26 protein-coding genes are annotated in these 26,739 nt (G+C 76.2%); 25 read left to right on the forward strand and 1 reads right to left on the reverse strand.

Going from position 1 to position 26,739, the window contains the following annotated elements:
• The 23 genes from H7K62_RS20340 to whiG form a co-directional block, all read left to right on the forward strand.
• Nucleotides 1-2,471: AAA family ATPase (locus H7K62_RS20340; protein WP_186722162.1), on the forward strand; the 2,471-nt coding region annotated here is incomplete at its 5' end.
• Between the two features lie 53 nt (nucleotides 2,472-2,524).
• The gene (ftsY, locus tag H7K62_RS20345) at nucleotides 2,525-3,727 is read left to right on the forward strand and encodes a signal recognition particle-docking protein FtsY (protein ID WP_370591881.1); all 1,203 of its coding nucleotides are present in this window, start codon (nucleotides 2,525-2,527) and stop codon (nucleotides 3,725-3,727) included.
• Between the two features lie 261 nt (nucleotides 3,728-3,988).
• Nucleotides 3,989-5,353, forward strand: coding sequence for an ammonium transporter (locus tag H7K62_RS20350; protein WP_186722166.1), 1,365 nt, complete (start codon nucleotides 3,989-3,991; stop codon nucleotides 5,351-5,353).
• Nucleotides 5,350-5,688, forward strand: coding sequence for a P-II family nitrogen regulator (locus tag H7K62_RS20355; protein ID WP_109772549.1), 339 nt, complete (start codon nucleotides 5,350-5,352; stop codon nucleotides 5,686-5,688). Before H7K62_RS20350 ends, H7K62_RS20355 begins: the two co-directional genes overlap by 4 nt.
• A gap of 88 nt (nucleotides 5,689-5,776) precedes the next feature.
• Nucleotides 5,777-8,227, forward strand: coding sequence for a [protein-PII] uridylyltransferase (locus H7K62_RS20360; RefSeq protein ID WP_370591873.1), 2,451 nt, complete (start codon nucleotides 5,777-5,779; stop codon nucleotides 8,225-8,227).
• A 46-nt stretch (nucleotides 8,228-8,273) separates the two neighbouring features.
• The gene (gene ffh, locus H7K62_RS20365; RefSeq protein WP_186722168.1) at nucleotides 8,274-9,893 is read left to right on the forward strand and encodes a signal recognition particle protein; all 1,620 of its coding nucleotides are present in this window, start codon (nucleotides 8,274-8,276) and stop codon (nucleotides 9,891-9,893) included.
• Nucleotides 9,894-9,896: 3 nt separating this feature from the next.
• The gene (locus H7K62_RS20370; protein WP_186722176.1) at nucleotides 9,897-10,997 is read left to right on the forward strand and encodes an amidohydrolase family protein; all 1,101 of its coding nucleotides are present in this window, start codon (nucleotides 9,897-9,899) and stop codon (nucleotides 10,995-10,997) included.
• A 58-nt stretch (nucleotides 10,998-11,055) separates the two neighbouring features.
• Nucleotides 11,056-11,955 carry an ABC transporter substrate-binding protein gene (locus H7K62_RS20375; protein ID WP_186722178.1) on the forward strand — a complete coding sequence of 300 codons (900 nt, stop codon included), beginning with the start codon at nucleotides 11,056-11,058 and terminating at the stop codon, nucleotides 11,953-11,955.
• The gene (locus tag H7K62_RS20380) at nucleotides 11,952-12,827 is read left to right on the forward strand and encodes an amino acid ABC transporter permease (RefSeq protein WP_186722180.1); all 876 of its coding nucleotides are present in this window, start codon (nucleotides 11,952-11,954) and stop codon (nucleotides 12,825-12,827) included. Before H7K62_RS20375 ends, H7K62_RS20380 begins: the two co-directional genes overlap by 4 nt.
• Nucleotides 12,824-13,588 carry an amino acid ABC transporter ATP-binding protein gene (locus tag H7K62_RS20385; protein ID WP_186722182.1) on the forward strand — a complete coding sequence of 255 codons (765 nt, stop codon included), beginning with the start codon at nucleotides 12,824-12,826 and terminating at the stop codon, nucleotides 13,586-13,588. Before H7K62_RS20380 ends, H7K62_RS20385 begins: the two co-directional genes overlap by 4 nt.
• 176 nt (nucleotides 13,589-13,764) lie before the next feature.
• Nucleotides 13,765-14,244 carry a 30S ribosomal protein S16 gene (rpsP, locus tag H7K62_RS20390; RefSeq protein ID WP_186722184.1) on the forward strand — a complete coding sequence of 160 codons (480 nt, stop codon included), beginning with the start codon at nucleotides 13,765-13,767 and terminating at the stop codon, nucleotides 14,242-14,244.
• A 23-nt stretch (nucleotides 14,245-14,267) separates the two neighbouring features.
• Nucleotides 14,268-14,522, forward strand: coding sequence for an RNA-binding protein (locus H7K62_RS20395; RefSeq protein WP_186722186.1), 255 nt, complete (start codon nucleotides 14,268-14,270; stop codon nucleotides 14,520-14,522).
• A gap of 12 nt (nucleotides 14,523-14,534) precedes the next feature.
• Complete coding sequence (rimM, locus tag H7K62_RS20400) at nucleotides 14,535-15,065, forward strand: ribosome maturation factor RimM (protein WP_186722187.1); 531 nt, start codon at nucleotides 14,535-14,537, stop codon at nucleotides 15,063-15,065.
• Between the two features lie 7 nt (nucleotides 15,066-15,072).
• The gene (trmD, locus tag H7K62_RS20405) at nucleotides 15,073-15,882 is read left to right on the forward strand and encodes a tRNA (guanosine(37)-N1)-methyltransferase TrmD (RefSeq protein ID WP_186722189.1); all 810 of its coding nucleotides are present in this window, start codon (nucleotides 15,073-15,075) and stop codon (nucleotides 15,880-15,882) included.
• Nucleotides 15,883-16,106: 224 nt separating this feature from the next.
• Entirely contained in the window at nucleotides 16,107-16,463 is a 357-nt protein-coding gene (gene rplS, locus H7K62_RS20410; RefSeq protein WP_186722191.1) for a 50S ribosomal protein L19, read from the forward strand.
• 202 nt (nucleotides 16,464-16,665) lie between these two features.
• Nucleotides 16,666-17,424, forward strand: a complete 759-nt coding sequence (gene lepB, locus H7K62_RS20415) for a signal peptidase I (protein ID WP_186722193.1) — start codon at nucleotides 16,666-16,668, stop codon at nucleotides 17,422-17,424.
• Nucleotides 17,417-18,229 carry a ribonuclease HII gene (locus H7K62_RS20420; protein WP_370591874.1) on the forward strand — a complete coding sequence of 271 codons (813 nt, stop codon included), beginning with the start codon at nucleotides 17,417-17,419 and terminating at the stop codon, nucleotides 18,227-18,229. The genes lepB and H7K62_RS20420 overlap by 8 nt, the downstream gene beginning before the upstream one ends.
• 9 nt (nucleotides 18,230-18,238) lie before the next feature.
• Nucleotides 18,239-18,562 carry a DUF2469 domain-containing protein gene (locus H7K62_RS20425; RefSeq protein WP_186722195.1) on the forward strand — a complete coding sequence of 108 codons (324 nt, stop codon included), beginning with the start codon at nucleotides 18,239-18,241 and terminating at the stop codon, nucleotides 18,560-18,562.
• Between the two features lie 148 nt (nucleotides 18,563-18,710).
• Entirely contained in the window at nucleotides 18,711-19,154 is a 444-nt protein-coding gene (locus tag H7K62_RS20430) for a YraN family protein (protein WP_370591875.1), read from the forward strand.
• Nucleotides 19,151-20,731 carry a YifB family Mg chelatase-like AAA ATPase gene (locus H7K62_RS20435; RefSeq protein WP_186722197.1) on the forward strand — a complete coding sequence of 527 codons (1,581 nt, stop codon included), beginning with the start codon at nucleotides 19,151-19,153 and terminating at the stop codon, nucleotides 20,729-20,731. The genes H7K62_RS20430 and H7K62_RS20435 overlap by 4 nt, the downstream gene beginning before the upstream one ends.
• Nucleotides 20,728-21,960 (forward strand): DNA-processing protein DprA, encoded by a 1,233-nt coding sequence (gene dprA / locus H7K62_RS20440; RefSeq protein ID WP_186722204.1) that lies wholly within the window; start codon nucleotides 20,728-20,730, stop codon nucleotides 21,958-21,960. The genes H7K62_RS20435 and dprA overlap by 4 nt, the downstream gene beginning before the upstream one ends.
• A gap of 67 nt (nucleotides 21,961-22,027) precedes the next feature.
• Entirely contained in the window at nucleotides 22,028-22,906 is an 879-nt protein-coding gene (locus tag H7K62_RS20445) for a tyrosine recombinase XerC (RefSeq protein WP_255480896.1), read from the forward strand.
• Nucleotides 22,907-22,955: 49 nt separating this feature from the next.
• Nucleotides 22,956-23,870: an RNA polymerase sigma factor WhiG gene (gene whiG / locus H7K62_RS20450; RefSeq protein ID WP_186722208.1), complete on the forward strand. Its 915-nt coding sequence runs from the start codon at nucleotides 22,956-22,958 to the stop codon at nucleotides 23,868-23,870.
• On the opposite strand, the gene H7K62_RS24360 is transcribed toward whiG, so the two are convergent.
• Complete coding sequence (locus H7K62_RS24360) at nucleotides 23,761-24,438, reverse strand: M23 family metallopeptidase (protein WP_222437962.1); 678 nt, start codon at nucleotides 24,436-24,438, stop codon at nucleotides 23,761-23,763. The genes whiG and H7K62_RS24360 overlap by 110 nt on opposite strands.
• 388 nt (nucleotides 24,439-24,826) lie before the next feature.
• Between H7K62_RS24360 and rpsB the strand changes: the two genes are divergently transcribed.
• Both rpsB and tsf read left to right on the forward strand, forming a co-directional pair.
• A complete protein-coding gene (rpsB, locus tag H7K62_RS20460) occupies nucleotides 24,827-25,771 on the forward strand; it encodes a 30S ribosomal protein S2 (protein ID WP_186722210.1) in 945 nt (314 codons plus the stop codon).
• Nucleotides 25,772-25,910: 139 nt separating this feature from the next.
• Nucleotides 25,911-26,735 (forward strand): translation elongation factor Ts, encoded by an 825-nt coding sequence (gene tsf, locus H7K62_RS20465; protein ID WP_186722212.1) that lies wholly within the window; start codon nucleotides 25,911-25,913, stop codon nucleotides 26,733-26,735.
• The last annotated feature ends 4 nt before the right edge of the window (nucleotides 26,736-26,739 follow it).

Below are 26,739 nucleotides of genomic sequence, written 5' to 3' on the forward strand. Positions count from 1 at the left end.
GCCGAGCCCGCCTCGAGGCGCGGGTGGCCGCGGCGCGCGGCTCCCTGGAGGCCGCCGCGGCCGAGGCGGCCCGCGCCGAGGCCCTGCTCGAGGCGGCACGGGGGCGGGAGGCGCAGGCCACAGCCGCGCTCGCGCAGGTCGCCGGTCCCGCCGCCGCTGACGACGACGACGGGGGCCGCGTCCGGGAGGCGGCGGCCGCCACGGCGAGCGCCCTGGCCGACGCGGAGCAGCGGCTGGCGGCGGCCCGCGCCGCCGAGCGCGGCGCGGAGCGGGACAGGGCCGGTGCCGCAGCGCGCCTGGAGGCGCTCGAGCTCGGGCTGGCCGGCCGCCGCGACGGCGCCGGAGCCCTCCTGGCCGCCGGGGCGCGCCAGCCGGGCGTGCTGGGGGCGGTGGCCGGCCAGCTGCACGTCGAGCCGGGCGCGGAGGACGTCGTCACCGCGGCCCTCGGAGACCTCGCCGAGGCCGTGGTGGTCGAGTCGCTCGACGCCGCCGTCGACGCGCTGCGCCTGCTGCGCCACGAGGCCGCCGGCAGCGCCGACCTGGTGGTGCTGCCCGGCGCCCGGACGCCGGCCGACCGGGGCCCGGGTGCGGGCGGGCGCCGAGCCGCCCGCGCGGACGCCGCCCACGACGCGGCGGCGGAGCTGGCCGCGGTGCTGCGCGACCTGGAGGGCGTGGACGGGGCGCGTCCCGTCGCGGCGCTCGTCAGCGCCGACGGTGAGCTCGGCCGGGCGGTGTCCGCCCTGCTCGCGGCGCACGTCGCCGTGCCGGGGCTCGCCCAGGCCCGTGCCCTCGTGGCGGCCCACCCGGCGCTGGTGGCCGTGACGGAGTCCGGTGACGTGCTGCGCGCGGGGTCCGCCCGCGGCGGGGGCAGCACCGGCACGAGCCGCGTGCACGTGCAGGCCGCGGCCGACGCCGCCCGGGAGGCGCTCGAGGACGCGCAGGCCGCCAGCGCCTCCGCCGCGGCGGAGCTGCGCACCGCCACCGCAGTGGCGGCCGCCGCCCGCGAGCGGCGCGACGCCGCCCTGGCGGAGCTGGCCTCCCGGGACGCCGCCGCGGCCCGCGAGGCCCGCCGCACCGGTGAGCTGACCGCCGCCGCCCGCGCCGCCTCCGCCGACGCCGCCCGTGCGGCGCAGCAGGACGAGCGCGCCCGTGCCGCCGTCGTCGTCGCCCGCCAGAAGGTGGAGGCGCTGTCCGCGGAGCTGGCCGCGGACCAGCAGGCAGCCGCCGCAGCGGCCCCGGCGGTCCTGGGGGAGCTGGAGGACGGGCAGGCGGCCGACGAGCGGGGCTCCCGGACCAGCGCTGAGCTGGCTGCGGCCTCCACGGCGGCGCGCGGCGCCGAGGTGGAGGCGCGCCTGGCGCTGCGGACCGCGGAGGAGCGCGAGCGGGCCAGCAGCGGTCGCGCCGAGGGGCTCGCCCGCGCGGCGCGCCAGGAGCGGGCCGCGCGCGAGCGCGCTGCCCAGCAGGCCGAGCGACACCGCGCGGGCGAGGCCGTCGCCGCGGCCGTCCGGGTCGGGGCGCAGGCGTCGCTGGAGGTGCTGGAGCGGGTGCTGGCCGAGGCCGGCCGCGTGCGCGAGGAGGCCTCCGCGCAGCGCGAGGGCGCCGCGGCGGCGGTCCGGGAGGGCCGCAGCGCCGTCGAGGGGCTGTCCCGTGAGCTCGCGGCCCTCACCGACGCCGCCCACCGCGAGGAGGTGGCGCGCGTGGAGCAGCGCGCCGCGCTCGACGCGCTGGCCGCGCGGGCCGCCGACGAGCTGGGGCTGGACGTGCCGGCGCTGCTGGCCGAGCACGCGCCCGGGGAGGACTTCGACCGCCCTGCCCAGGAGGCCCGGCTGGCGAAGGCCGAGAAGGCGCTGGCGCGCCTGGGGCGGGTGAACCCGCTGGCGCTGGAGGAGTACGCGGCGCTGGAGGAGCGCTCGGCGTTCCTCACCTCCCAGCTGGAGGACCTGCGCACCACCCGCGCCGACCTGCTGGAGATCGTGCGCACCGTCGACGAGCGCGTGCAGCAGGCGTTCGCGGAGGCGTTCGCCGACACGGCGGCCGCCTTCGAGAGCGTGTTCCCCCGGCTGTTCCCCGGCGGCGAGGGCCGTCTGGTGCTCACCGACCCCTCCGACCTGCTCACCACCGGCGTGGAGGTCGAGGCCCGTCCCGCCGGCAAGCGGGTCAAGCGGCTGAGCCTGCTCTCCGGCGGGGAGCGGTCGCTGACCGCCGTGGCGCTGCTGGTGGCCATCTTCACCGCCCGCCCGAGCCCGTTCTACGTGCTCGACGAGGTGGAGGCGGCCCTGGACGACGCCAACCTGCGGCGGCTGCTGGCCGTGCTGGAGGAGCTGCGGGCCTCCAGCCAGCTCATCGTCATCACCCACCAGGAGCGCACCATGGAGATCGCCGACGCCCTGTACGGCGTGACCATGCGCTCCGACGGCGTCACCGCGGTGGTGTCGCAGCGGCTGCGGGAGCGGGCCAGCACCTCCGCCTGATCCGGCGGTGCTGGCCCCGCGCGCGGGTCTGGGAGGCTGGGGGCGTGGACACGATCCAGCTGATCATCGGCGCCGTCATCCTGATCGGGGTGCTCGGCGCCGGGCTCGCGGTGGGGCTGGTGCGCCGCGGCCGCGACGCCGCCAGCCGGACCCTCGGCCGCCGTCCCGGCCAGGACGCCGACGGTGAGCACCTGCCGGGCGTCGGCGACGACGCCGAGGTCCCGCGCGACAGCGCCACCCGCACCATCGACACCCTCCCCGCTCCTCACCTGCAGCTGCCCGACGAGGTCGAGGAGCCGACCACGCCGGCGGTGGACCGGCCCGAGCCGGCCGCCGGTCGCCTGGTCCGCCTGCGCGAGCGCCTGGCCCGGTCCAACACCGCGCTCGGGCGCGGGCTGCTGGCGCTGCTGAGCCGCGACACCATCGACGAGGCGACGTGGGAGGAGGTCGAGGACACCCTCCTGCTCGCCGACCTCGGCGTCGGCCCCGCCACCGAGCTGGTCGACAGGCTGCGCCTTCGCGTGCGCACCCTGGGTGAGCGCGACCCGCAGCGCGTGCGCGCGATGCTGCGCGAGGAGCTGCTCGCGGTGGTCGACCCGTCGATGGACAGGTCGCTGCGCACCGCGCGCCCCGCCGAGGCGCCCGGGCACCCCGCCGTCGTCATGGTGGTCGGGGTGAACGGCACCGGGAAGACGACGACGGTGGGCAAGCTCGCCCGCGTGCTCGTCGCGGAGGACAAGGACGTCGTGCTGGGCGCCGCGGACACCTTCCGCGCCGCCGCCGCCGACCAGCTCGCCACCTGGGGTGAGCGCGTGGGCGTGCCCACCGTCCGCTCCGACCGGGACGGCGCCGACCCGGCGTCGGTGGCCTTCGAGGCCGTCAGGACCGGCACGGAGGCCGAGGCCGACGTGGTGCTCATCGACACCGCCGGCCGCCTGCAGAACAAGGCGGGCCTCATGGACGAGCTGGGCAAGGTCAAGCGCGTCATCGAGCGCAGCACGCCGGTCAGCGAGGTGCTGCTCGTGCTCGACGCGACCACGGGGCAGAACGGCCTCAAGCAGGCCGCCGTGTTCTCCCAGGTGGTGGACGTCACGGGCATCGTGCTCACCAAGCTGGACGGCACCGCCAAGGGCGGCATCGTGGTGGCGGTGCAGCGCGAGCTGGGCGTGCCGGTGAAGCTGGTCGGGCTGGGGGAGGGCCCGGACGACCTCGCCCCGTTCGACCCCGAGGCGTTCGTGGACGCGATCCTCGCCTGAGCCGCCCCCGCCGGGCGCAGGCCCCCGACCAGGGGGTCTCACGGCCCCGGAAAGCCCCTGCGGGGGACGGCGAAACGCAGTGTTCACACGAACGGGGCCGATGACACGGCTCAGTAACACCGAGGGAACGCGCGCTTGACGGTGGGTGGGCACCTTTCTCTGCAGCGCCCCCGGCGACCGGGGGCTCGCGGCAGCCGGACGACGGCGCCGCTCCCCACACCCCGGCCCGCACGGGCCGCGCTCCTGGCAGGAGGTGGCCGGATGGACACCGGCTCGACCGCCTGGATCCTCACCAGCGCCGCCCTGGTGCTGCTGATGACTCCCGGCCTGGCGTTCTTCTACGGCGGCATGGTCCGCGGCAAGAGCGTCCTCAACATGATGATGATGAGCTGGGGCGCCCTCGCCCTCGTCGGGGTGCTCTGGATCCTCTACGGCTACTCCATGGCGTTCGGCAACGACGTCGGTGGCGGCCTCCTGGGCGACCCGTGGCAGTTCTTCGGCCTCAAGGGCCTCATGACCCCGGTCACCGGCGAGACCCTGGCGCCGTTCGGCATCAAGGAGGCCACCCCGGGCGTCATCCCGCCGATGGCCTTCGTGGCCTTCCAGGTGGTCTTCGCCTGCATCACCGCGGCCCTCATCTCCGGCGCCATCGCCGACCGCGTGAAGTTCAGCACCTGGATGATCTTCGTGGGTGTCTGGGTGACCCTGGTCTACTTCCCCGTCGCCCACTGGGTGTTCGCGTTCACCAGCGCCGACGGCTCCACGGTCGGTGGCTGGATCGCCAACAACCTCAAGGCCATCGACTTCGCCGGCGGCACCGCCGTCCACATCAACTCCGGCGCCGCGGGCCTGGCCCTGGCGCTGGTCATCGGCAAGCGCCGCGGGTTCGGCAAGGAGGCCATGCGCCCCCACAACCTCACCCTGGTGATGCTGGGCGCCGGCCTCCTGTGGTTCGGCTGGTTCGGCTTCAACGCCGGCTCCGCCCTCACCGCCGGCACCACCGCGTCGGTCGCGTGGGTCAACACCTTCGCCGCCACCTGCGCCGCGATGCTCGCCTGGCTCATCGTGGAGCGGTTCCGCGACGGCCACGCCACGTCCCTCGGCGCCGCGTCCGGCGCCGTGGCCGGCCTGGTGGGCATCACGCCCTCCTGCTCCTCGGTGAACCCGGTCGGCGCGCTGCTGCTCGGCGCCATCACCGGCGCGATCTGCGCCTTCGCCGTGAGCCTCAAGTACAAGCTCGGCTACGACGACTCCCTCGACGTGGTCGGCGTGCACATGGTCGGCGGCTTCACGGGCACCGTGCTGGTCGGCTTCCTCGCCACCTCCGACGCCCCGGCCGGGGTCTCGGGCCTGTTCTACGGCGGCGGCGTCGACCAGCTGTGGCGCCAGGTGGTCGGCGCGCTCGCGGTGATGATCTACTCGTTCGTCGTCACCTACGTCATCGCCCTGGTCCTGAAGAAGACGGCCGGATGGCGCATCCCGGACGAGGACGAGGTCTCCGGCATCGACCAGGCCCAGCACGCCGAGACGGGCTACGACCTCGTCGGCAGCATCGGCGGCCACGGCCCGGTCTCCGGGTCGGTCCTCCACACCACCGCTCGCACCTCTGAGGGGGCCTCGGCATGAAGCTCGTCACCGCGGTCATCAAGCCGCACAAGCTCGACGACGTGAAGAGCGCGCTGGAGTCGTTCGGCGTGCAGGGCATGACGGTCTCGGAGGCCAGCGGCTACGGCCGCCAGCGCGGCCACACCGAGGTCTACCGCGGCGCCGAGTACACCGTGGACATGGTCCCGAAGGTGCGCCTGGAGGTCCTCGTGGACGACCTCGACGCCACCGGCGTGGTGGAGGCGGTCGTCAAGGCCGCCGCCACCGGGCGCATCGGTGACGGCAAGGTGTGGGTCATCCCGGTCGACGACGTCGTGCGGGTCCGCACCGGCGAGCACGGGGCCGACGCCCTCTGACACCCCTGCGGGCGGTGCTCCTGTCGCTGTCAGCGGCAGGAGCACCGCCCGACGCACTTCCCCCGCACCACCGAAGAGAGGGTGACCCGTGACCGCTGGAGCCATCCCCCGCAGGGACCTCCGCAGGGAGCGGCTCGCCCTCGCCGTGCGCGCCGGCCTGGACGACCCCGCGCGCGGCCCCGACCGGCGCGAGCGCCTCGCGGGCCTGGTGGACGCCTGGCTCGAGGACGTCTGGACCGACGCCGTCCTGTCCCACCCCGCGGGTCCCGCCGTCGGCGCCACCGCCACCGCCACCGGCATCGCGCTGGCCGCCGTGGGGAGTCACGCCCGCCGCGACGCCGGCCCCGCCAGCGACCTCGACCTGGTGATCCTCCACGACGGGCGCCAGCTGGGCACCGACGACGTCGCCGCTCTGGCCGACCGGGTCTGGTACCCCGTCTGGGACGCCGGCCTGCGCCTGGACCACTCCGTGCGGTCGCCCGCTCAGTGCCGCGAGGTGGCCGCCGCTGACGCCTCGGCGGCCGTCGGCCTGCTCGACCTGCGGCCCCTCGCCGGTGACGCCGCGATGGTGCTGCGCACCCGCGAGGCCGTCCGCGAGGACTGGCGGCGCACCGCGCGCAAGCGCCTGCCGGTGCTGCTCGACGAGGTCGCGGCGCGCCACCGCCAGCAGGGTGACCTGGCCTACCTGCTCGAGGGCGACCTCAAGGAGGCCCGCGGCGGGCTGCGCGACGTCGTCGTCCTGCGGGCCCTCGTGGCCAGCTGGGTGGCGGACGCGCCCCACGGCGGTGGCGGGGCCCACGGCGTGCTCGACGAGGCGACGGGCCTGCTGCTGGACGTCCGCGACGGGCTGCAGGCCGTGACCGGCCGCGCCGGTGACCGGCTGCTGCTGCCTGAGCAGGACGCCGTGGCCGCGGCGCTGGGCCTGGGCGACGCCGACGAGCTGCTCGCCCGCGTGGCCGGTGCCGCCCGTGCGGTGGCCCACGCCCTGGACCGCACCACCCGGCGCGCCCGCGGCGCCATGACCTCCCGGCGCGGCCTGCGCCGCGCCCGCCCGCGGCTGCGCAGCCTCGGACCCGACCTCGTCGAGCACGAGGACGAGCTGTGGCTGGGCGCCCAGGCGCGTCCGCAGACCGACCCCGCGCTCGCGCTGCGCGCCGCCGCCACCGCCGCCCGCGCCGGCATCCCGCTCTCCCCGATCACCGCCGAGCACCTCGCCTCCGGCGGCGCTCCGCTGCCCGACCCCTGGCCGGTCCCCGCCCGCGAGGCGCTGGTGGACCTCCTCGGCACCGGCGAGGCGCAGGTGCCGGTGTGGGAGACCCTCGACCAGGCCGGACTGGTGGTGCAGTGGTTCCCCGAGTGGGCCGCCGTGCGCAACCGCCCGCAGCGCACCGTCGTGCACCGCCACACGGTGGACCGCCACCTGGTGCAGACGGCCGTGGAGGCCGAGCCGCTGCGCTCGTCGGTCTCGCGCCCCGACCTGCTGCTGCTCACCGCCCTCCTGCACGACCTGGGCAAGATCGGCAGCGGTGAGGAGCACTCGGCCAAGGGCGCTCCCATCGCCGCGGGCGTGGCCCGGCGCGTGGGCCTGTCCGACGCCGACGCCGCCGTCGTCCACCGGCTCGTCCTGCACCACCTGACGCTGGTGGACCTCGCCACCCGGCGCGACCCCGACGACCCGCGCACCGTGGCCGAGCTCGTGGACGCCGTGGACGGCCGGGAGGACGTGCTCGACCTGCTGCGCGCGCTGACCGAGGCCGACGCCCGCGCTGCCGGCCCCGCCGCCTGGACCGCCTGGCGGGCGCGGCTCGTGGACGACCTCACGCACCGCGCGCGGCGGGTGCTGCAGGGCCACGAGCCTCCCGGCCCGGCGCCGCTGACGCAGGAGGAGTCCGCGGCCGTGGACGGCGTGCTCGCCGACGGGCAGCCGCGGATCCGGGTGGACCAGGTGGCCGGCCTCCACGCCGTGCACGTGGTGGCCCCCGACCGCCCCGGCCTGTTCGCCGACCAGGCGGGCCTGCTGGCCAGCCACCGGCTGTCGGTGCGCTCGGCGCTCGTGCGCACGGTCGACGGCGCGGCGGGCCGGCCCGGGAGCACGGGCGTGGCCGTGGACACCTGGTGGGTGGAGGCGCCCGCGGGCCTTCCCGACCCCGGCGTGCTGCTCACCGGTCTGCGCCGCCTCGCCTCCGGGGACGACGCGGTGCTCGAGCCCATGCGCCGCCGCGACGCGGGCTGGCGCCCCGGCACCTCGGCGGCCCAGACCCGCGCCACCGCCCCGCCCCGCGTGCTCGTGCTGCCCGGGGCCTCGGGGGAGGCGACCGTGGTGGAGGTCCGGGCCCTCGACAGGCCGGGCCTGCTGCACGCGCTGGGGTCGGAGCTGGCCGGCATCGGCGTGGAGATCCACAGCGCGCACGTGGCCACCTACGGCGGGCAGGCCGTCGACGTGCTCTACCTCGGCGAGCCGGACGGCAGCCCGCTGGCGCCCGCCCGGGTGGCCGCGGCGGTCTCGGTGCTGGGCGCGGCCGCCGACGTCGACGCCTGACCTCCAGCGCTCCACCGCGCGGCGGCCCGCCGGTAGCCTGGACGTCGTGTTCAGCTCCCTGTCCGACCGGCTCACCGCGACCTTCAAGGGCCTGCGGGGCAAGGGCCGGCTCACCGAGGCCGACGTCGACACGACGGTGCGCGAGATCCGCCGCGCGCTGCTCGAGGCCGACGTCGCCCTGCCCGTGGTGCGCGCGTTCACCGGGAGCATCCGCGAGCGGGCTCTCTCGGCGGAGGTCTCGCAGGCGCTGAACCCGGCGCAGCAGATCGTCAAGATCGTCAACGAGGAGCTCATCGGCGTCCTCGGGGGGCAGACGCGGCGGCTGCGCTTCGCGAAGAACCCGCCGACCGTGATCATGCTCGCGGGCCTGCAGGGCGCCGGCAAGACCACCCTCGCCGGCAAGCTGGGCAAGCACCTCAAGGACACCGGGCACACCCCGCTGCTCGTCGCCTGCGACCTCCAGCGCCCCAACGCCGTCACCCAGCTGCAGGTGGTCGGCCAGCGCGCCGGCGTCGAGGTCTTCGCCCCCGAGCCGGGCAACGGCGTCGGGAACCCGGTCGAGGTGGCGCGCCGCGGTGTCGAGCACGCCCGCGACAAGCAGTACGACGTCGTCGTCGTCGACACCGCCGGCCGCCTCGGCGTCGACGCGGAGATGATGCAGCAGGCCTCCGACATCCGGGAGGCCACGCAGCCCGACGAGGTGCTGTTCGTGGTCGACGCGATGATCGGCCAGGACGCGCTCGCGGTGGCGCAGGCGTTCCAGGAGGGCGTCGACCTCACCGGCGTCGTCCTCACCAAGCTCGACGGCGACGCGCGCGGCGGTGCCGCCCTGTCCGTGGCCACCACCACCGGTCGCCCGGTGCTGTTCGCCTCCACCGGCGAGGGCCTGGCCGACTTCGAGGTCTTCCACCCCGACCGGATGGCCTCGCGCATCCTCGACATGGGTGACGTGCTCACCCTCATCGAGCAGGCCGAGCGCGCCTTCGACGCCAAGGAGAGCGCGGCGCTCGCCAGCCGCTTCGAGGCCGGGGAGGACTTCACCCTCGAGGACTTCCTCACCCAGATGCAGGCCCTCAAGAAGATGGGCCCGCTCAACAAGGTGCTCGGGATGCTCCCCGGCATGGGCGCCATGAAGGACCAGCTCGACGAGCTCGCCAGCGACGGCGCGATGAAGCGCATCGAGGCGATCGTGAGGTCCATGACGCCGCTGGAGCGCCACAACTCCAAGGTGCTCAACGGCTCGCGGCGCGCCCGCATCGCCCGCGGCTCCGGCGTGGAGGTCAGCGAGGTCAACCAGCTCATCGACAGGTTCACCGAGGCGCAGAAGGTCATGCGTGCCATGCGGGCCAAGGGCGGCGGCGGTCTCGCCGGCGCGCTCGGCGGCATGGGCGGCGGCCCCGGCGGCGGGATGGCCGGCCTCGCGGGCGGCAAGAAGTCGCGCGGGCGCATGCAGGCCCCGCCGGCCAAGGGCAAGAAGGCGAAGTCGGGGAACCCCGCCAAGCGCGCCGAGCAGGAGCGCGCCGCCTCCGAGAAGGCCCTCGCCAGCCGCGGCTCGGCCTTCGGGCCTGGCGCGGCCTTCGGCGCGGGCGCCTCGACGGGTGACGAGCCCCAGCTGCCTCCGGGCTTCGAGCTGCCCTCGGGCTTCGACAAGCACCTGGGTCGCTGACCCGTGCTCCACCTCCCCGGTCCCGTCCTGGCGCGCCTCGACGACTCCGGCGAGGTGGAGGTCCGCGACGGCGCCTGGGTGCTCGACGGGCGCATCACCTTCGACCGCCCGACCTCGGCGGGACGCGACGACGTCGAGGTGCTCGACGGCTGGGTGCTGCCCGGCCTGGTCGACGCCCACTGCCACGTCGGCCTCGGCCCGACCGGCCCGGTCGACGCCGAGACCGCCCGCCGCCAGGCCGAGACCGACCGCGACGCCGGCGCGCTGCTGCTGCGCGACGCCGGCTCCCCGGCCGACACCCGCTGGATGGACGACGACGACGCCATGCCCCGCGTGCTGCGCGCCGGGCGGCACGTCGCGCGCTCGCGGCGCTACCTGCGCGGGGTGGGCGAGGAGGTCGAGCCGGAAGACCTCGTGGCCACGGTCTCGGCGCAGGCCCGGACCGGTGACGGCTGGGTCAAGGTGGTCGGGGACTGGATCGACAGGTCCACGGGCGACCTGTCCCCGTGCTGGCCGGTGGAGGAGCTCACCCGCGCCGTGGCCGCCGCGCACGCCCTCGGCGCGCGGGTGGCGGTCCACACGTTCTCCGAGCAGACCCTGCCCGACCTGCTGGCCGCCGGCGTCGACTGCTGGGAGCACGCCACCGGGCTCGACGGCGAGACCGCGGCCGCGGCAGCCGCCGCGGGCGTGGCCATCACACCGACGCTGGTGAACACCGCGAGGTTCCTCGAGTTCGCCGCGGCGGGTGCGCCGAAGTTCCCCACCTACGCCGCCCACATGCGGGCGCTGCACGCCCGTCGTCCCCAGGCCGTGCGCGACGCGGTCGACGCGGGTGTGCGGCTCCTCGTCGGCACCGATGCGGGCACGGAGGTGCCGCACGGGCTGGTCGCCGACGAGGTCGCCGCGCTCGTCGAGGCCGGGCTCACGCCGCTGCAGGCGCTCAGCGCGGCCACCTGGGGCTCGCGGGCCTACCTCGGGGCGCCCGCCCTGGAGGAGGGCGCCCCGGCCGACCTCCTCGTGCTGCCGGCCGACCCCCGCGAGGACGTCGACGTGCTGCGCGCGCCACGCGCGGTGGTCCTGCGCGGACGCGCCGTCGCCACCTGACCTGTGCGTGCGGTTCCAGGACCGCCGGATCGTGCCCGTCTCAACTACTGTTCGGCGCGTGCTGCGCCGACCCGCCCTGCTCCTCACCGCCCTCGCGGGAGCGTCCGCCCTGCTCGTGGCGGGCTGCGCGCCCCAGGAGGAGGCCGGGGGAGCGGCCGGCGCCTCCAGCGCCGGGGGCTCGGCGTCCGCGACGACGACGGCGAGCTGCTCCCCGGCCGACCTCAAGACGCTCACGCCAGGCACGTTCACGGTCGCCACCGACACCCCCGCCTACGCGCCGTGGTTCTCGGACGACGACCCGAGCAACGGCAAGGGCTACGAGTCCGCCGTCGCGTACGCGGTCGCGGGGCAGCTGGGCTACTCCAAGGATGCGGTCACCTGGAAGGTCGGCAGCTTCAACGCCGCCATCGCGCCCGGTCCGAAGGACTTCGACGTCGACATCAACCAGTTCTCCATCACCGACGAGCGCAAGCAGGCCGTCGACTTCTCGACCCCGTACTACGACGTCGCGCAGGCCGTGGTCACCGAGGGCAGCTCCAAGGCCGCCTCGGTCACGACGCTCGCGGGCCTCAAGGACCTGCGCCTCGGCGCCCAGGTGGGCACCACGAGCTACACGGCCATCACGGACCAGATCAAGCCGTCGACCCAGCCGAGCGTCTTCAACACCAATGACGACGCCGTCGCGGCGCTGAAGAACGGCCAGGTGGACGCCATCGTCGTCGACCTCCCCACCGCCTTCTACATGGCCGGCGCCCAGCTCGACGCCGGCAAGGTCGTCGGCCAGCTCCAGACGCCCAGCGGCGGCGCCACCGACACCTTCGGCATGGTGCTCGACAAGGGGTCGCCGCTCACCGCGTGCGTGAGCCGCGCCGTCGACACGCTCCGCGCCGACGGCACGCTCGCCAAGCTGCAGCAGCAGTGGCTCGACGAGGCGGCCCAGGCGCCCGTCCTGACGTGAGCGCCCCGCCGTCAGCCGGGGTGGTCCTCCCGCCGGTCAGCGACGTCGAGGCGGGGCGCCGCTCCTACCGCCGCTCGCGCCAGCGGCGCTCGACGGGGATCGCCGTCCTCTCGACGGTCGTCTTCGCCGTCGTGCTGGTCGTGGGGACGACGAGCGCCCCGGGGTGGCCGCGGACGCAGCAGTCCTTCCTCGACCCCGACGTCGCGCGCCGGGCCCTGCCGCTCGTGCTCGAGGGCCTGTGGCTGAACCTGCGCGTGCTCGTCGTCGCGGCGGTGCTCGTCCTGGTGATCGGCCTGGGGGTGGCGCTGCTGCGGACGCTCCGGGGGCCGCTGTGGGCGCCGGTGCGCCTCCTGGCGGCGCTGTACACCGACGTGTTCCGCGGCATGCCGCTCATCGTGCTGCTGTACATCATCGGGTTCGGGGTCCCGGGGCTGCGCCTGCAGGGCGTCCCCACCGACAAGGTGGTCCTGGGCACCACGGCCATCGTCCTGGTCTACGCGGCCTACGTCTCAGAGGTCTTCCGCGCGGGCATCGAGTCGGTCCACCCCAGCCAGCGCGCTGCTGCCCGTGCTCTGGGGCTCACGCACCGGCAGACCACGCGCCTCGTCGTCCTCCCGCAGGCCGTCCGCAACGTCACGCCGCCGCTGCTCAACGACCTCGTGGCGCTGCAGAAGGACGTCGGCCTCATCTCCGTGCTGGGCGCGATCGACGCCGTCCGGCAGGCCCAGATCCTCTCGGCCACCACTGCGAACTTCACCCCGTACATCGTCGCCGTGGTCCTCTTCGTCCTCCTGGCCGTGCCGACCGCCCGGCTCGCCGACTGGTCCACCGCGAGAGCGCGGCGCCGGCAGCAGGCGGGAGGCATCCTGTGAGCGACCAGCCGGTGCTGCGGGTGCGGAACCTCGTCAAGACCTACCCGACGGCCCAGGGACCCGCGCCGGTGCTGCGGGGCATCGACCTCGACGTCGACGAGCACCAGGTGGTCACGCTCATCGGGGCGTCCGGCTCGGGCAAGTCGACCCTGCTGCGCTGCGTGGACCTGCTCGAGCAGGTCGACGACGGGCAGGTGTGGCTCGACGGGCAGGACGTCACCGACCCCCGGGTCGACGCGGACGCCGTGCGCCGCCGCATCGGGGTGGTGTTCCAGGCCTACAACCTCTTCCCGCACCTGTCGGTGCTCGACAACGTCACCCTGGCCCCGCGCCGCGTGCACGGCGTGCCGCGCGAGCAGGCCGAGGCCGCGGCCATGGAGCTGCTCGAGCGGATCGGCCTCGCAGCGCGCGCCCGCGCCTACCCCGACCAGCTCTCCGGCGGCCAGGCGCAGCGCACGGCGATCGTGCGGGCGCTGGCGGTGCAGCCGCGGCTGCTCCTGCTCGACGAGGTCACGTCCGCGCTCGACCCCGAGCTGGTGGGGGAGGTGCTCGCCCTGGTGCGCGAGGTGGCGGCCGGGGGCATGACCATCCTCATGGCCACCCACGAGATGGGGTTCGCCAGGTCCGCCGCCGACGTCGTGTGCTTCCTCGAGGGCGGCGTGCTGCTGGAGCAGGGCCCGCCCGAGCAGGTGCTGGGGGACCCGCAGCACGAGCGCACCCGGACCTTCCTGCGCCGGGTCGTCGAGGCCGGGCGCCTCTGAGGGCCGCCGGAAGGCGGTGACGGGGCAGGCCCGGACTACCGGTACGATCGAGGGCTGTACTCGGCGGTGTGCGGCCCCTCTCTCCGCGATCCGCTGGTCCTCGGGCCCGACGCAGCGCGACACCCACCGCGCGGCCGCCGGCCCACACCCGCGAACCGAAGCAGGAGCACTACCCCGTGGCTGTCAAGATCCGCCTCAAGCGCCTGGGCAAGATCCGCGCCCCGTACTACCGCATCGTCGTCGCCGACTCGCGCACCAAGCGCGACGGTCGTGCGATCGAGGAGATCGGCAAGTACCACCCGACCGAGGAGCCCTCGCTCATCGAGGTCGACCGCGAGCGCGCGCAGTACTGGCTCGGCGTCGGCGCCCAGCCGACCCCCCAGGTCGAGGCCATCCTCAAGATCACCGGTGACTGGCAGACCTTCAAGGGCCTCCCGGGCACCGAGGGCACGCTGAAGACCAAGGCCCCGAAGGCCCCCGCGGCCGGCGCCGAGGACTTCTCCGCCGACAAGCGCGAGAAGCCGAAGAAGGCCGACAAGCCCGCCGCTGACGAGAAGGCGGAGACCCCGGTCCAGCCCGCCGAGGTCGCCAACGCCGAGCAGCCGAACGGCACCGACGAGCCGGCCGAGGCCGGTTCCTCGGGCACCTCGGCCTGAGCACCGGGCAGGAGCAGGCCGTCGTGCTCGCTGACGCGCTCGACCACCTGGTCCGCGGCATCGTCGACAACCCCGACGACGTCCGGGTCACCACCCGCCGCCTGCGGTCCGGCGAGGTCCTCGAGGTGCGCGTGCACCCCGAGGACCTCGGCCGGGTCATCGGGCGGTCGGGTCGCACGGCCAAGGCGCTGCGCACGGTCGTGAGCGCCCTGGCCGGTGACGACGACGTGCGCGTGGACGTCGTCGACGTCGACCGCCCGCGTCGTCGTCCCTCCTGACAGGAGCTGCACGTGGAGGTCGTCGTCGCCCGCATCGGGCGCCCCCACGGGGTGCGCGGTCAGGTGAGCGTCGAGGTCCGCACCGACTCCCCCGGCGAGCGCTTCGCCGGGGGAGCGGTGTTCTCCACCGACCCCGCCGCCGCGGGGCCGCTGGTGCTGGAGTCCGCACGCGACCACAACGGCGTCACCCTGCTCTCGTTCCAGGGCGTGGCGGACCGCAACGCCGCGGAGGGCCTGCGCGGCGTGCTGCTGCTGGCCGACGTGCCCGCCAGCGCCGACGACGAGCCCGACGCGTGGTCGGTGCCCGCGCTCGTGGGGCTGCGCGCCGAGCGCACCGACGGGCGCACCGCCGGCGAGGTGGTCGGCGTGGAGCACGGACCGGCCCAGGACCTGCTCGTGGTGCGGCAGCCCTCGGGGTCGCTGGCGCGGGTGCCCTTCGTCGCAGCCCTCGTGCCCGTCGTCGACGTCGAGGGCGGCCGGGTGGTCCTGGACCCGCCCGGCGGCCTGCTCGAGGGCGACGGCGCCCCGGAGGACGCCCGGTGACCGTGCTGTGAGGATCGACGTCGTCTCGATCTTCCCCGAGTACCTGTCGCCCCTGGAGCTGTCGCTCATCGGCAAGGCCCGTACGACGGGTCTGCTCGACCTGCACGTCCACGACCTGCGCACCTGGACCACCGACCGCCACCGCACCGTCGACGACGCCCCGCTCGGCGGGGGCGCGGGCATGGTCATGCGCCCCGAGCCCTGGGCCGCGGCGCTGGCCGACGTCCGCGAGGCGGGCCGGCGCACGCTGGAGGAGCCCGACGCGGTCCCGCACCTGCTGGTGCCCAGCCCCGCGGGCGTCCCCTTCACCCAGGCGATGGCCCACGAGCTGGCCGACGAGGCCTGGCTGGCGTTCGCGTGCGGGCGCTACGAGGGCATCGACGAGCGCGTGCTCGACGTGGCCGCCGAGCAGGGGCCCGTGACGCCCGTCAGCCTCGGCGACTACGTCCTCAACGGCGGTGAGGTGGCCGTCCTCGCCGTCGTCGAGGCCGTGGCGCGCCTGCTGCCGGGCGTGCTGGGCAACCCGGAGAGCGTGGTGGAGGAGTCCCACGCTCCCGCCACCGGCGGACTGCTGGAGGCCCCGGTCTACACCCGACCCGCGACCTGGGAGGGCCGGTCGGCGCCCGACGTGCTGCTGTCGGGCCACCACGCGAAGGTGGCGGCCTGGCGGCGCGAGCAGTCGCTGCGGCGCACCGCCGCGCGGCGCCCCGACCTGCTGGAGCGGCTCGACGCCGCCCAGCTGACGCGCGCCGACCGCGCCGTCCTGGCGGACCTGGGCTGGGAGAGCGGCGACGACGGGGTGCGCCGCACCTCCTGACCGCCCGGTCCGCCGCTGTGCTCGCGAAGCCCTGGTCGGTGGTGCGCCGCCGCTGTGGCAGACTGGGACGCCGTGCCGTGACCGGCGCCCGCCCCTGCCACAGGGGGCGAGCGGTCGCCGGAGGGGACCGGCACGACGACAGAGGCAGACCAGCGGCCCACCGCACACCGCGGCGGGCCAGACGTCGCGCGTGACCTGTGGCACCGCGGGAACGGACACCAACCGTGCACACCTTCGACGCTCTCGACGCCGCGTCGCTCCGCAGCGACCTGCCGTCCTTCGGCCCTGGCGACACCATCAAGGTCAACGTCAAGGTCGTCGAGGGCAGCCGCTCCCGCATCCAGGTCTTCCAGGGCGCGGTCATCCGCCGCTCCGGCGGCGGCGTCCGCGAGACCTTCACCGCCCGCAAGGTCAGCTTCGGCGTGGGCGTGGAGCGCACCTTCCCGCTGCACTCCCCGGCGATCGACTCCATCGAGGTCGTGACCCGCGGTGACGTGCGCCGCGCCAAGCTGTACTACCTGCGCGACCTGCGCGGAAAGGCCGCCAAGATCAAGGAGAAGCGGGACGTCCGTCCCGCCTGAGCGCCTCCCGCTCACCGCAGCAGGGGCCCGGTCCGTCCTCGGACCGGGCCCCTGCTGCATCCCCACCGGCGCTCCCGAGCGCGGTCCTGACGGCTGTCCCCAGCGCGGTCCCGGCCGCCACCTCACGGAGCCTCCCAGCCCCGCGACGTAGCCTTCCGAGGTCGCCGGCGCACCGCCGCGGCCCCCATCCCCCGGAGGACGAGTGGTTGACCAGCAGGCGCGGCACGAGTCCCCGCCACCGGACGGCCCCGGCCGCCGCTCGCGCGAGCGCGGTCCGCTCGCCGGCCTCCTCGCGGCCCTGCGCGAGGCCGTCGTCGTGGTGGTCGCGGCGCTCGTGCTGTCGCTGCTCGTCAAGACCTTCCTCGTGCAGGCGTTCTACATCCCGTCGGAGTCGATGGAGGACACCCTGCTCGTGGGGGACCGCGTGCTGGTCAGCCAGCTGACGCCGGGCCCGGTCGCGCTCCAGCGCGGGGACGTGGTGGTCTTCGAGGACCCGGGCGGCTGGCTGCAGCCGCAGCCCGAGCCCGACCGGGGCCCCGTCGGCAACGCCGTCGTCGACGTGCTCACCTTCGTGGGGGTGCTCCCCTCCAACTCCGGCCAGCACCTCATCAAGCGCGTCATCGGGCTGCCGGGCGACCACGTGGTCTGCTGCGACGCGCAGGGCCTGACCACCGTCAACGGCGTCGCGATCCACGAGGACTTCCTCAAGCCCGGGTCGGTCTCCAGCGAGAAGTCCTTCGACGTCACCGTCCCGCCGAACAGCCTGTGGGTGGAGGGCGACAACCGGCAGAACTCCGGTGACTCCCGCTACCACCCCGGCTCGCCCGGCGGCGGCGCCGTGCCGGTCGACGACGTCGTGGGGCGGGCCGTCGTCATCGTCTGGCCGCTCGACAGGCTCACCTGGCTGGGCCGGCACGCCGAGGCGTTCGCGGGCGTCCCGGCCGCCTCCAGCGGTGGCTGAGCGCCCCACCGCCCGGCGCCCCCGCTCCACCGCCCCCACCCTGCGCCGCGAGCGGGAGCTGCTGCGCTCCGGGCACGCCCTCGTGGCCGGCGTGGACGAGGTGGGGCGCGGAGCGCTCGCCGGGCCGGTGACCGTCGGCGTCGTCGTCGTCGAGCTCTCCACCCGCAGCGCCCCCGTCGGCCTGCGCGACTCCAAGCTGCTGAGCCCCGCGGCCCGGGAGGCGCTCGTGCCGGCGCTGCGCCGCTGGGCGCCGGGGTGGGCGGTCGGGCACGCCTCCGCCGCCGAGGTGGACGCCCTGGGCATCCTGCGGGCCCTGCGGCTGGCGGGGACGCGCGCCCTGCACCAGCTGCCGGCGCTGCCCGCCGCGGCCCTGCTCGACGGCGACTACGACTGGCTGAACCGGCCCCACCCGCCGCCGGCGGCGAGCTGCGCGCCGCTGGGGGGCGGCGTCGACGTCGTCACCCAGGTCAAGGGGGACCTGCGCTGCGCCGCCGTCGCCGCGGCCTCGGTGCTGGCGAAGGTCGAGCGGGACGCCCTCATGGTCGGGCTGGACGCCGAGCACCCCGGCTACGGCTGGGCCGGCAACAAGGGCTACAGCGCCCCCGACCACCTCGCGGCCCTGCGCGAGCTCGGTCCCTGCGTCCAGCACCGCCGCAGCTGGCGCCTGCCCGGCACCACCGCCGCGGGGCAGGCGGCGCTGGCCGAGCAGCTCGACCTGCTCGGCGCCCTCGACGCCCCGCCGGAGGACCGGGCGGGCGCCGAGCCCCGGGGCTCCGACGAGGCGCTGGGCGCGCGGGGTGCATGATGAGCCGCGATGAGCGCTGAGGACCTCGAGGACTACGAGACCGAGATGGAGCTCGCGCTCTACCGCGAGTACCGCGACGTCGTCGGCCTGTTCTCCTACGTGGTGGAGACCGAGCGCCGGTTCTACCTGGCCAACTCCGTGGACCTGCGTCCCCGCACCACCGACGGGGAGGTCTGGTTCGAGCTGGTCCTGTCCGACGCGTGGGTCTGGGACGTCTACCGCTCGGCGAGGTTCGTCAAGACCGTCCGCGTGGTGACGTTCAAGGACGTCAACGTCGAGGAGCTGTCCAAGAGCGACCTCGAGGTGCCCAAGCCCGAGGGCTTCAGCGGCTGACCCTCCGGCGGGCTGGGCCCGCCGCGCGTGCTGAGCACGTCGTCCGCCCACAGGCTGCCGCTGCCGGCCCGCCGTCCACAGGGCGCCCACCGCCGGTCGGCGGCGCACGGGCCTCCGCGGGCAGCGTGACCACCCGGAGGTGGTCGAGGTGGTCGAGCTGGTCGACGCGGCGGATGGCCGGGACGGGGCCCACGAGGTGGTCGGCCCGGTGTTCCCGGGGGTCGGGGCGCTCTCGCGCCGGGAGGTCGGCGCCCACGGCGAGCGGCTGGCCGAGGCGCACCTGGTCGCCGGCGGCGCCGAGGTGCTCGACAGGAACTGGCGCTGCCGCTGGGGAGAGCTCGACCTCGTCGTGCGCGACGGCGACGCGCTGGTGGCGGTGGAGGTCCGCACCCGCCGCACCACCGCGGCGGGCACGCCGCTGGAGTCGGTGACGCCGGTCAAGGTGGCCCGGCTGCGCCGGCTGCTCGGGGCCTGGTGCGCCGACCACCCCGGGCGCGTGCGCTCCGGAGCGCTCCGCCTCGACGTGGTGGGGGTGCTCCTGGAGCCCACCGGCGAGGCGTCCGTCCAGCACGTGCGCGGGGTCGGCGCGTGAGCGTCGGCCGGTCCCTGTCCGTGGCCCTGGTCGGCCTGTCCGGCCACCTCGTGGAGGTCGAGGCCGACGTCACCCCCGGTCTGCCCGCCTTCGTGGTCAGCGGCCTCCCCGACGCCGCGCTCAACGAGTCCCGCGACCGCGTGCGCTCCGCGCTGCGCAACGCCGGCCTGGCCGTGGCCGACCGCCGGGTGGTGGTCAACCTCTCCCCGGCGTCGCTGCCCAAGCAGGGCGCCTCCTTCGACGTCGCGGTCGCCGCGGCGATCATCGCCTCCCAGCAGGGCCTGCGGCCCGCCTCGGCGGCCAGCGCCCTGCACCTGGGGGAGCTGGGGCTGGACGGCTGGGTCCGCCCCGTCCGCGGGGTGCTGCCCGCCGTGCTCGCGGCGCGCTCCCACGGCGTGCGCCGCGCGGTGGTCCCCACCGCCAACGCCGCCGAGGCCGCACTGGTGCCGGACGTGGAGGTGGTGCCCGTCGAGCACCTGGGAGACGTGGTCCGCGCCCACGGCGGCTCCGCGGTGGGGCCTCCGGTGCGCTCCTCGCGCCGCGCCGACGGCTCCGGTGGCCCGTCTGGCGCGGCGCTCACCGCAGGGCCGGCAGGTCCGGGGGACGCGGGGGACCTGGCGGACGTGGTCGGCCAGGCCGACGCGCTCGACGCCCTGCGCGTGGCCGCCGCCGGCGGCCACCACCTCCTCATGACCGGGCCGCCCGGCGCCGGCAAGTCCCTGCTGGCAGCGCGCCTGCCCGGCGTGCTGCCCCCGCTGTCGGAGGACGAGGCCGTGGAGGTCACCGCCGTGCACTCCCTGGCCGGCACCTTCGACCCCTCCCGCGGGCTGCTCCACCGGCCGCCGTTCGAGGCTCCGCACCACACCGCCTCCGCGGCGGCCGTGCTGGGCGGCGGGTCGACCGGGCCCGCGCCCGGTGCCGTCTCCCGCGCCCACCGCGGGGTCCTCCTGCTCGACGAGACCCCCGAGTTCGACCGCAGGGTGCTCGAGGGCCTGCGCCAGCCCCTGGAGGACGGCGAGGTGGTCATCGCGCGCTCGCGGGGCACCGCCCGCTTCCCCGCGCGCTTCCAGCTGGTGTGCACGGCCAACCCCTGCCCCTGCGGGCGCGCCACCGACAAGGGGCTCGCCTGCCGCTGCACCCCGCAGGAGCAGCGCCGCTACCGCAACCGGCTCTCGGGGCCCCTCCTCGACCGGGTGGACCTGCAGGTGGCCGTGGCCCCGGTCTCCCGCACCGAGCTGGACGCCGCCGAGCGCGGCACCGGACGGCTCACCACCTCGGCGCAGGTGGCGCGGCACGTGGCCACCGCGCGCGACGCTGCCGCGCAGCGCCTGCGCGGCACGCCGTGGCGGTGCAACGGCGAGGTCCCGGGCAGGCACCTGCGCGGGCCGCTGCGCCTGCCGCCCGCCGTGGTGCGGCCCGCCATGGTCCGCCTCGACGAGGGCGAGCTGACGCTGCGCGGCCTGGACCGGGTGCTGCGCGTCGCGTGGACCCTGGCCGACCTCGCCGGCCGCACCGCCCCGGGCTCGGCGGACGTCGAGCGCGCGCTGTCCTGGCGGCTGCCGTGGGCCCTCGCATGAGCGCCCCCGGCAGCTCGGCCCCGGGGTGGCAGGACGCCCTGCCCGCCTTCGGGCGGCGCCTGCCGCGCTGGGCCGCCGACGAGCGGCTCGCGCTGCTCGCGTGGTCCCGCCTGTCCGAGCCGGAGGACCTCGTGGCCAAGGCCTTCGTCGCGGGCCGCGGAGCGCGCCAGGCCCTGGAGCGGCTGGCGTCCCCGGCCCCGGTGAGCGCCGCCGAGTGCCTCCTCGGTGAGAGGACCGAGCACCTGCGGGCCGGGCTCGCGCGCTGGGCGAGCCGCTGGGAGGAGACCGACCCCGAGCGGGACCTCGACCGGGTGCAGACCCTCGGAGGCCGGGTGGTGCTCGACGGTGACCCCGAGTGGCCCGACGGGCTGGCGCTGCTCAACGGCGGCGAGCCCTTCGCGCTGTGGGTGCGCGGCCCCCTCCACCTCGCCCGGGCCTGCGAGCGCAGCGCCGCCGTGGTGGGCGCCCGAGCGGCCACCGCCTACGGCGAGCGCCTCGCGGCGAGCATCGCCGTGGGCCTCGGGGACGCCGGCGCCACCACCGTCTCCGGGGCCGCCCTCGGCGTCGACGGGGCGGCGCACCGCGGCGCCCTCGCGGCGGGCGCCCCGACCCTGGCCGTGCTGGCCTGCGGGGTGGACCGCGCCTACCCGCCCTCCCACCAGCGGCTGCTGCGGGCCGTGGCCGAGGAGGGCCTGGTGGTGAGCGAGGTGCCACCGGGTTCCAGCCCGATGCGGCGCCGGTTCCTCCAGCGCAACCGCCTCATCGCCGCGGTCTCGAGCGCCACCGTGGTGGTGGAGGCCGGCTGGAGGTCGGGGTCGCTGTCCACCGCGGGGCTCGCGATGGACCTCGTCCGTCCGGTCGGGGCCGTCCCGGGGCCGGTCACCTCCCCGTCCTCGGAGGGCTGCCACCGGCTGCTGCGCGCCGGCGCCATCTGCGTCACCGACGCCGCCGAGGTGCTCGAGCTGGTCAGCGGGGTGGCCCCCGACGCGGTGCGGCGGGTGGAGGCGCGACCTCACGACGGCCTGGACGCGCTCCAGCTGGCCGTCTTCGACGCCCTGCCGGTGGTGTCGGCGCAGTCCGCGGAGCGCATCGCCGTGACCGCCGGGCTGGCGGCGCCCGACGTCCCGCCCGTCCTGCGGGACCTCTCGCAGCGGGGCCTGGCGTCCCGCTCGTCCGGCGGGTGGCGGCGCGCCCCGCGGGGGTCCGGCGCCGGGGGTGACCGACAGTAGGGGGGTGCAGCAGGATCGTGACGCGCCGGAGGGCGCCGGTGAGGGGTGCCCCGCGCAGTGGCCCCGGCTGTTCTGCCGGCACCTGGAGCTCGAGCGCGGCGCCTCGCCGGCCACCACCCGGGCCTACACCGCCGACCTCGCCTCCCTGCAGGCGCACCTGGACGCCTCCGGCACCGACCTCGCGGCCCTGTCCCTGGCGGACCTGCGCTCCTGGCTCGGTGCCCTGGCGGCCTCCGGGGCCGCCCGCTCCTCGCTGGCGCGGCGCACGTCAGCCGTCCGCAGCTTCACGGCGTGGGCGGTGCGCACGGGGCGCCTGCCCGCCGACCCCGCGCTGCGGCTGCGCTCGCCGTCCCCGAACCGGACCCTGCCGACGGTGCTGCGCGCCGACCAGGCCGGGCGCCTCATGGACCTGGCGGCCACCCGCGCCGACGACGACGAGCCGGCCCACCTGCGGGACCGGGCGGCGGCGGAGCTGCTGTACGCCAGCGGCATCCGCGTCAGCGAGCTCGTCGGCCTGGACGTCGACGACGTCGACCGCGCCCGGCGCACCCTGCGGGTGCTGGGCAAGGGGTCCAAGGAGCGGGTGGTGCCGTACGGGCAGCCCGCCGACCGCGCGGTGGGGGACTACCTCGAGCGGGGGCGCCCGCGGCTCGCCACGCCCGGGTCGCCACCGGCTCTGCTGCTCGGGGCCCGCGGTGGCCGCTGGGACCAGCGCCAGGTGCGCGCGGTGGTCCACGCGCTGCTCAGGGGCCTGGAGGAGGGCGTCGACGCGGCTCCCCACGCCCTGCGACACACCGCGGCGACCCACCTGCTCGACGGCGGCGCGGACCTGAGGTCCGTCCAGGAGATGCTCGGCCACGCTAGCCTGGCGACCACGCAGGTCTACACCCACGTCTCGGTCGAGCGCCTGCGCCGCAGCTACGAACAGGCCCACCCGCGGGCGTGAGCGCCCCGCAGGCGCCCGGCGGGGAGCCCCGTCGGGGAGAGGCAGGGACATGACCGAAGCAGCTCCCGTCGAAGCGCCCCCGGCGCCGACCATCACCACCGCCACGTCCGCGGGCGCCCCCGCTCCGGCCCCCGCGCAGCGCGCGCCCCGGCTCAGCAGCCGGCTGGCGGCCAAGGGCGCCGACGCCGAGGCGGTCGCCCGCAACGAGGCGCTCCTGCGGGACCTGTGGGAGCGGTTCAAGGCCCACGGCGACCCCGTCGTCCGCGAGCGGCTGATCCTCCACTACGCCCCGCTGGTGAAGTACGTCGCCGGCCGCGTGGCCGTGGGCCTGCCGGCCAACGTCGACCAGGCCGACCTGGTGTCCTACGGGGTCTTCGGCCTCATCGACGCCATCGAGAAGTTCGACCTCGAGCGGGCCATCAAGTTCGAGACGTACGCGATCACCCGCATCCGCGGCGCGATCATCGACGAGCTGCGCGCCATGGACTGGATCCCGCGGTCGGTGCGCAGCAAGGCCCGTGACGTCGAGCGCGCCTACGCCGCCCTCGAGGCGGAGCTGCACCGCACGCCCACCGAGCCCGAGGTGGCGGCCCGCATGGGCATCACCCTCAAGGAGCTGCACGCGATCTTCAGCCAGGTGTCCTACGTCAACGTGGTGGCGCTCGACGAGCTGCTGGGCGTGACGGGGGAGAAGGGCGAGTCCCTCTCCCTCGGCGACACCCTGAAGGACACCCGCGTCGAGGACCCGGTCACCGCGTTCGAGAACGAGGAGACCAAGTACCTGCTCGCCCGCGCCATCGACCAGCTCCCCGAGCGGGAGAAGATCGTCGTGACCCTCTACTACTACGAGAACCTCACGCTGTCGGAGATCGGCAAGGTGCTCGGGGTGACGGAGTCGCGGGTGTGCCAGATGCACACCAAGGCCGTGGTGGCGATGCGGGCGAAGCTGGCCGAGGCCAGCTGACCGGACGGCCCGCCACGGGGCCGCCGCCCCAGCCGGGCACCGGCAGCAGCCGGACCCGAGGGCGCAGCAGCGCCAGCGGGTCGCGGTAGCGGACCTGCGCCCCCGACCCGGCCCGCACGCCCCAGTGCAGGCAGGTGCGGGTCCCGCAGTGCGCGCCCGCGGCGGCCAGCGCCCCGACGCGCTGGCCGCGGACCACGCGCTCTCCCACCGCCACCGAGGCGTCCACCGGTTCCAGCGTGGCCCGCCAGCCCGACGCGGCGCGGATGCTCACCACCGGGCGCCCCGCCACGTCCCCGGCCGCCACCACCACGCCGTCGACGGGGGCCAGCACGACCTGGCCCGGGGCCGCCGCCAGGTCCACCCCGCGGTGCCCCGCCTGCCAGGGCCGACCGGGCAGCGACGCGCGGCGCAGCACCGCCGGGGGCCCGCCGGCGTCGTCCAGGGGCCACCACCAGCCGGTCCCGCTCGGTGCGGCTGCGGCTGCGGGCCTGACCACGGCCACGGCGGGCGCCGCCGGGAGCACCGGGACCAGCAGTGCCAGGAGCACGACGACGACGAGGGCGGGCACCCGGCCAGGCTGGCCCGACGCCGACCGTGCGCACCGGACCCCGCGAGCCCCTGTGGACAGGTCCGCGGGCGGCCGCCCCCGGCGGCTCCCTGTGGGCGGCTGACAGCCCGGTGGCCGTCCTCCAGCCCTCGTCCGGCCCTCGTCCGCCTGGGCCGTGGTCAGGGCGGACCCGCCCGTCCGCGTAGGATGGAGCACGGCCGGTCTCACGACCGGTACTTCGCGTGCCCGCACACCGCTTCGCGGCGGGGTGCGCCACCTCGGTCCCGGCGCAGCCGGGCGGTGGCGCTCCGCAGGCACCAGGGCGGCGGCCGGACCCGGTCCGCTGCGACCAACCGAGGAGAGCCCCGTCTCCGCGAGCGATCGCGGGTGGGGCCGAGAGGAGTGCGGCATGGCCGTCGTCACCACGCGCCAGCTGCTCGAGAGCGGCGTCCACTTCGGGCACCAGACCCGTCGCTGGAACCCCAAGATGAAGCGGTTCATCCTGACGGACCGCAACGGCATCTACATCATCGACCTGCAGCAGTCGCTGACCCACATCGACCGCGCGTACGAGTTCGTCAAGCAGACGGTCGCGCACGGCGGCTCGATCCTCTTCGTGGGCACGAAGAAGCAGGCCCAGGAGCCGCTGGCCGAGCAGGCCGCGCGCGTCGGGATGCCCTACGTGAACCAGCGCTGGCTGGGCGGCATGCTCACCAACTTCCAGACGGTGAGCAAGCGCCTGCAGCGCCTCAAGGAGCTCGAGCAGATCGACTTCGACGACGTGGCCTCCTCGGGCCGCACGAAGAAGGAGCTGCTCATGATGCGCCGCGAGAAGGAGAAGCTCGAGCGCACCCTCGGCGGCATCCGCGACATGGCCCGCACGCCCTCGGCGATCTGGGTCGTGGACACCAACAAGGAGCACCTCGCCGTCGACGAGGCCCACAAGCTGGGCATCCCGGTGGTGGCGATCCTCGACACCAACTGCGACCCGGACGTCGTGGACTACCGCATCCCCGGCAACGACGACGCGATCCGCTCGGTCACCCTGCTGACCCGCGTCATCGCTGACGCCGTCGCCGACGGCCTGCGCACCCGCGCCGGTGGTGGCGAGGCCGCCGCCGAGCCGATGGCCGCCTGGGAGGCCGAGCTGCTCGCCGGCGAGACCCAGACCGGCGCTGGCGCCGGCGACAACGCCGCTGGCGCTGCCGCCGCGCAGGGCGAGGAGAAGGCCGCCGCCGAGGTCCCCGCGGGCGCCACCCCGGCCGCCGCGATCGACCAGGCCGAGGGCGAGGCCAGCGAGCCCGCCGCCGCGCCGGCCGAGGCCGCCGCCGACGAGGCGCAGCCCAGCGCCTGACGCGCACCGCCGCGCCGCCCCCGACCGGGGCGGCGCGGCACCGCCGACCGGCCCCACCGGGCCGGCGGCACCAGACCACGAAGACCGCGCGCCCGCACGACCGGCGCGCGGAGGACACCAGGCGAGAGGACGGACCCCCATGGCGACCACCGCCGCTGACATCAAGGCCCTGCGCGAGCAGACCGGCGCCGGCATGCTCGACGTCAAGAAGGCGCTCGACGAGGCCGACGGCGACCGCGCCAAGGCCATCGAGATCCTCCGGGTCAAGGGCCTCAAGGGCGTGACCAAGCGCGAGGGGCGCACCACCAGCAACGGCCTCGTCGCGGCTCGCGTCGAGGGCGGCGTGGGCACCCTCGTCGAGGTCAACTGCGAGACCGACTTCGTCGCGAAGGGCGAGCGCTTCATCGCCCTGGCCGACCGCGTGCTCGAGCTGGCCGTCAGCTCCGGCGCGAAGGACGCCGCGTCGCTGCTGGCCGCCGAGATCGACGGCAAGCCGCTGCAGGCGCTGCTCGACGAGTCCAACGCCACCATCGGCGAGAAGATCGAGGTCCGTCGCGTGGCGCGCCTCGAGGGCGAGCACGTCGCCTCCTACCTGCACCGCACCAGCCCCGACCTGCCCCCGCAGATCGGCGTGCTCGTGGCGCTGGACAGCGAGGAGGTCGACACCGCCCGCGACGTCGCCATGCACGTCGCCGCCCTGTCGCCGCTGCACCTGCACCGCGACGAGGTCTCCGAGGAGACCGTGGCCAACGAGCGCCGCATCGCCGAGGAGACCGCGCGCGAGGAGGGCAAGCCCGAGGCCGCCCTGCCGCGCATCATCGAGGGCCGCGTGAACGGCTTCTTCAAGGACAACGTGCTGCTCGAGCAGTCCTTCGCGAAGGACCCCAAGCGCACGGTCCAGCAGGTGCTCAACGACTCCGGGGTCAAGGTCCTCGGCTTCGCCCGCTTCCGGGTCGGCGCCTGAGGCC

This window comes from Quadrisphaera sp. RL12-1S, assembly GCF_014270065.1.
In the GTDB taxonomy this organism is placed as follows: Bacteria; Actinomycetota; Actinomycetes; order Actinomycetales; family Quadrisphaeraceae; genus Quadrisphaera.

Bases quoted from the DNA above. Each gene is read 5' to 3' on its own strand.
- H7K62_RS20350 (WP_186722166.1), top strand. From the start codon at position 3,989: ATGGACACCGGCTCGACCGCCTGGATCCTCACCAGCGCCGCCCTGGTG.
- H7K62_RS20355 (WP_109772549.1), top strand. From the start codon at position 5,350: ATGAAGCTCGTCACCGCGGTCATCAAGCCGCACAAGCTCGACGACGTG.
- H7K62_RS20425 (WP_186722195.1), top strand. From the start codon at position 18,239: ATGAGCGCTGAGGACCTCGAGGACTACGAGACCGAGATGGAGCTCGCG.
- dprA (WP_186722204.1), top strand. From the start codon at position 20,728: ATGAGCGCCCCCGGCAGCTCGGCCCCGGGGTGGCAGGACGCCCTGCCC.
- whiG (WP_186722208.1), top strand. From the start codon at position 22,956: ATGACCGAAGCAGCTCCCGTCGAAGCGCCCCCGGCGCCGACCATCACC.
- rpsB (WP_186722210.1), top strand. From the start codon at position 24,827: ATGGCCGTCGTCACCACGCGCCAGCTGCTCGAGAGCGGCGTCCACTTC.
- tsf (WP_186722212.1), top strand. From the start codon at position 25,911: ATGGCGACCACCGCCGCTGACATCAAGGCCCTGCGCGAGCAGACCGGC.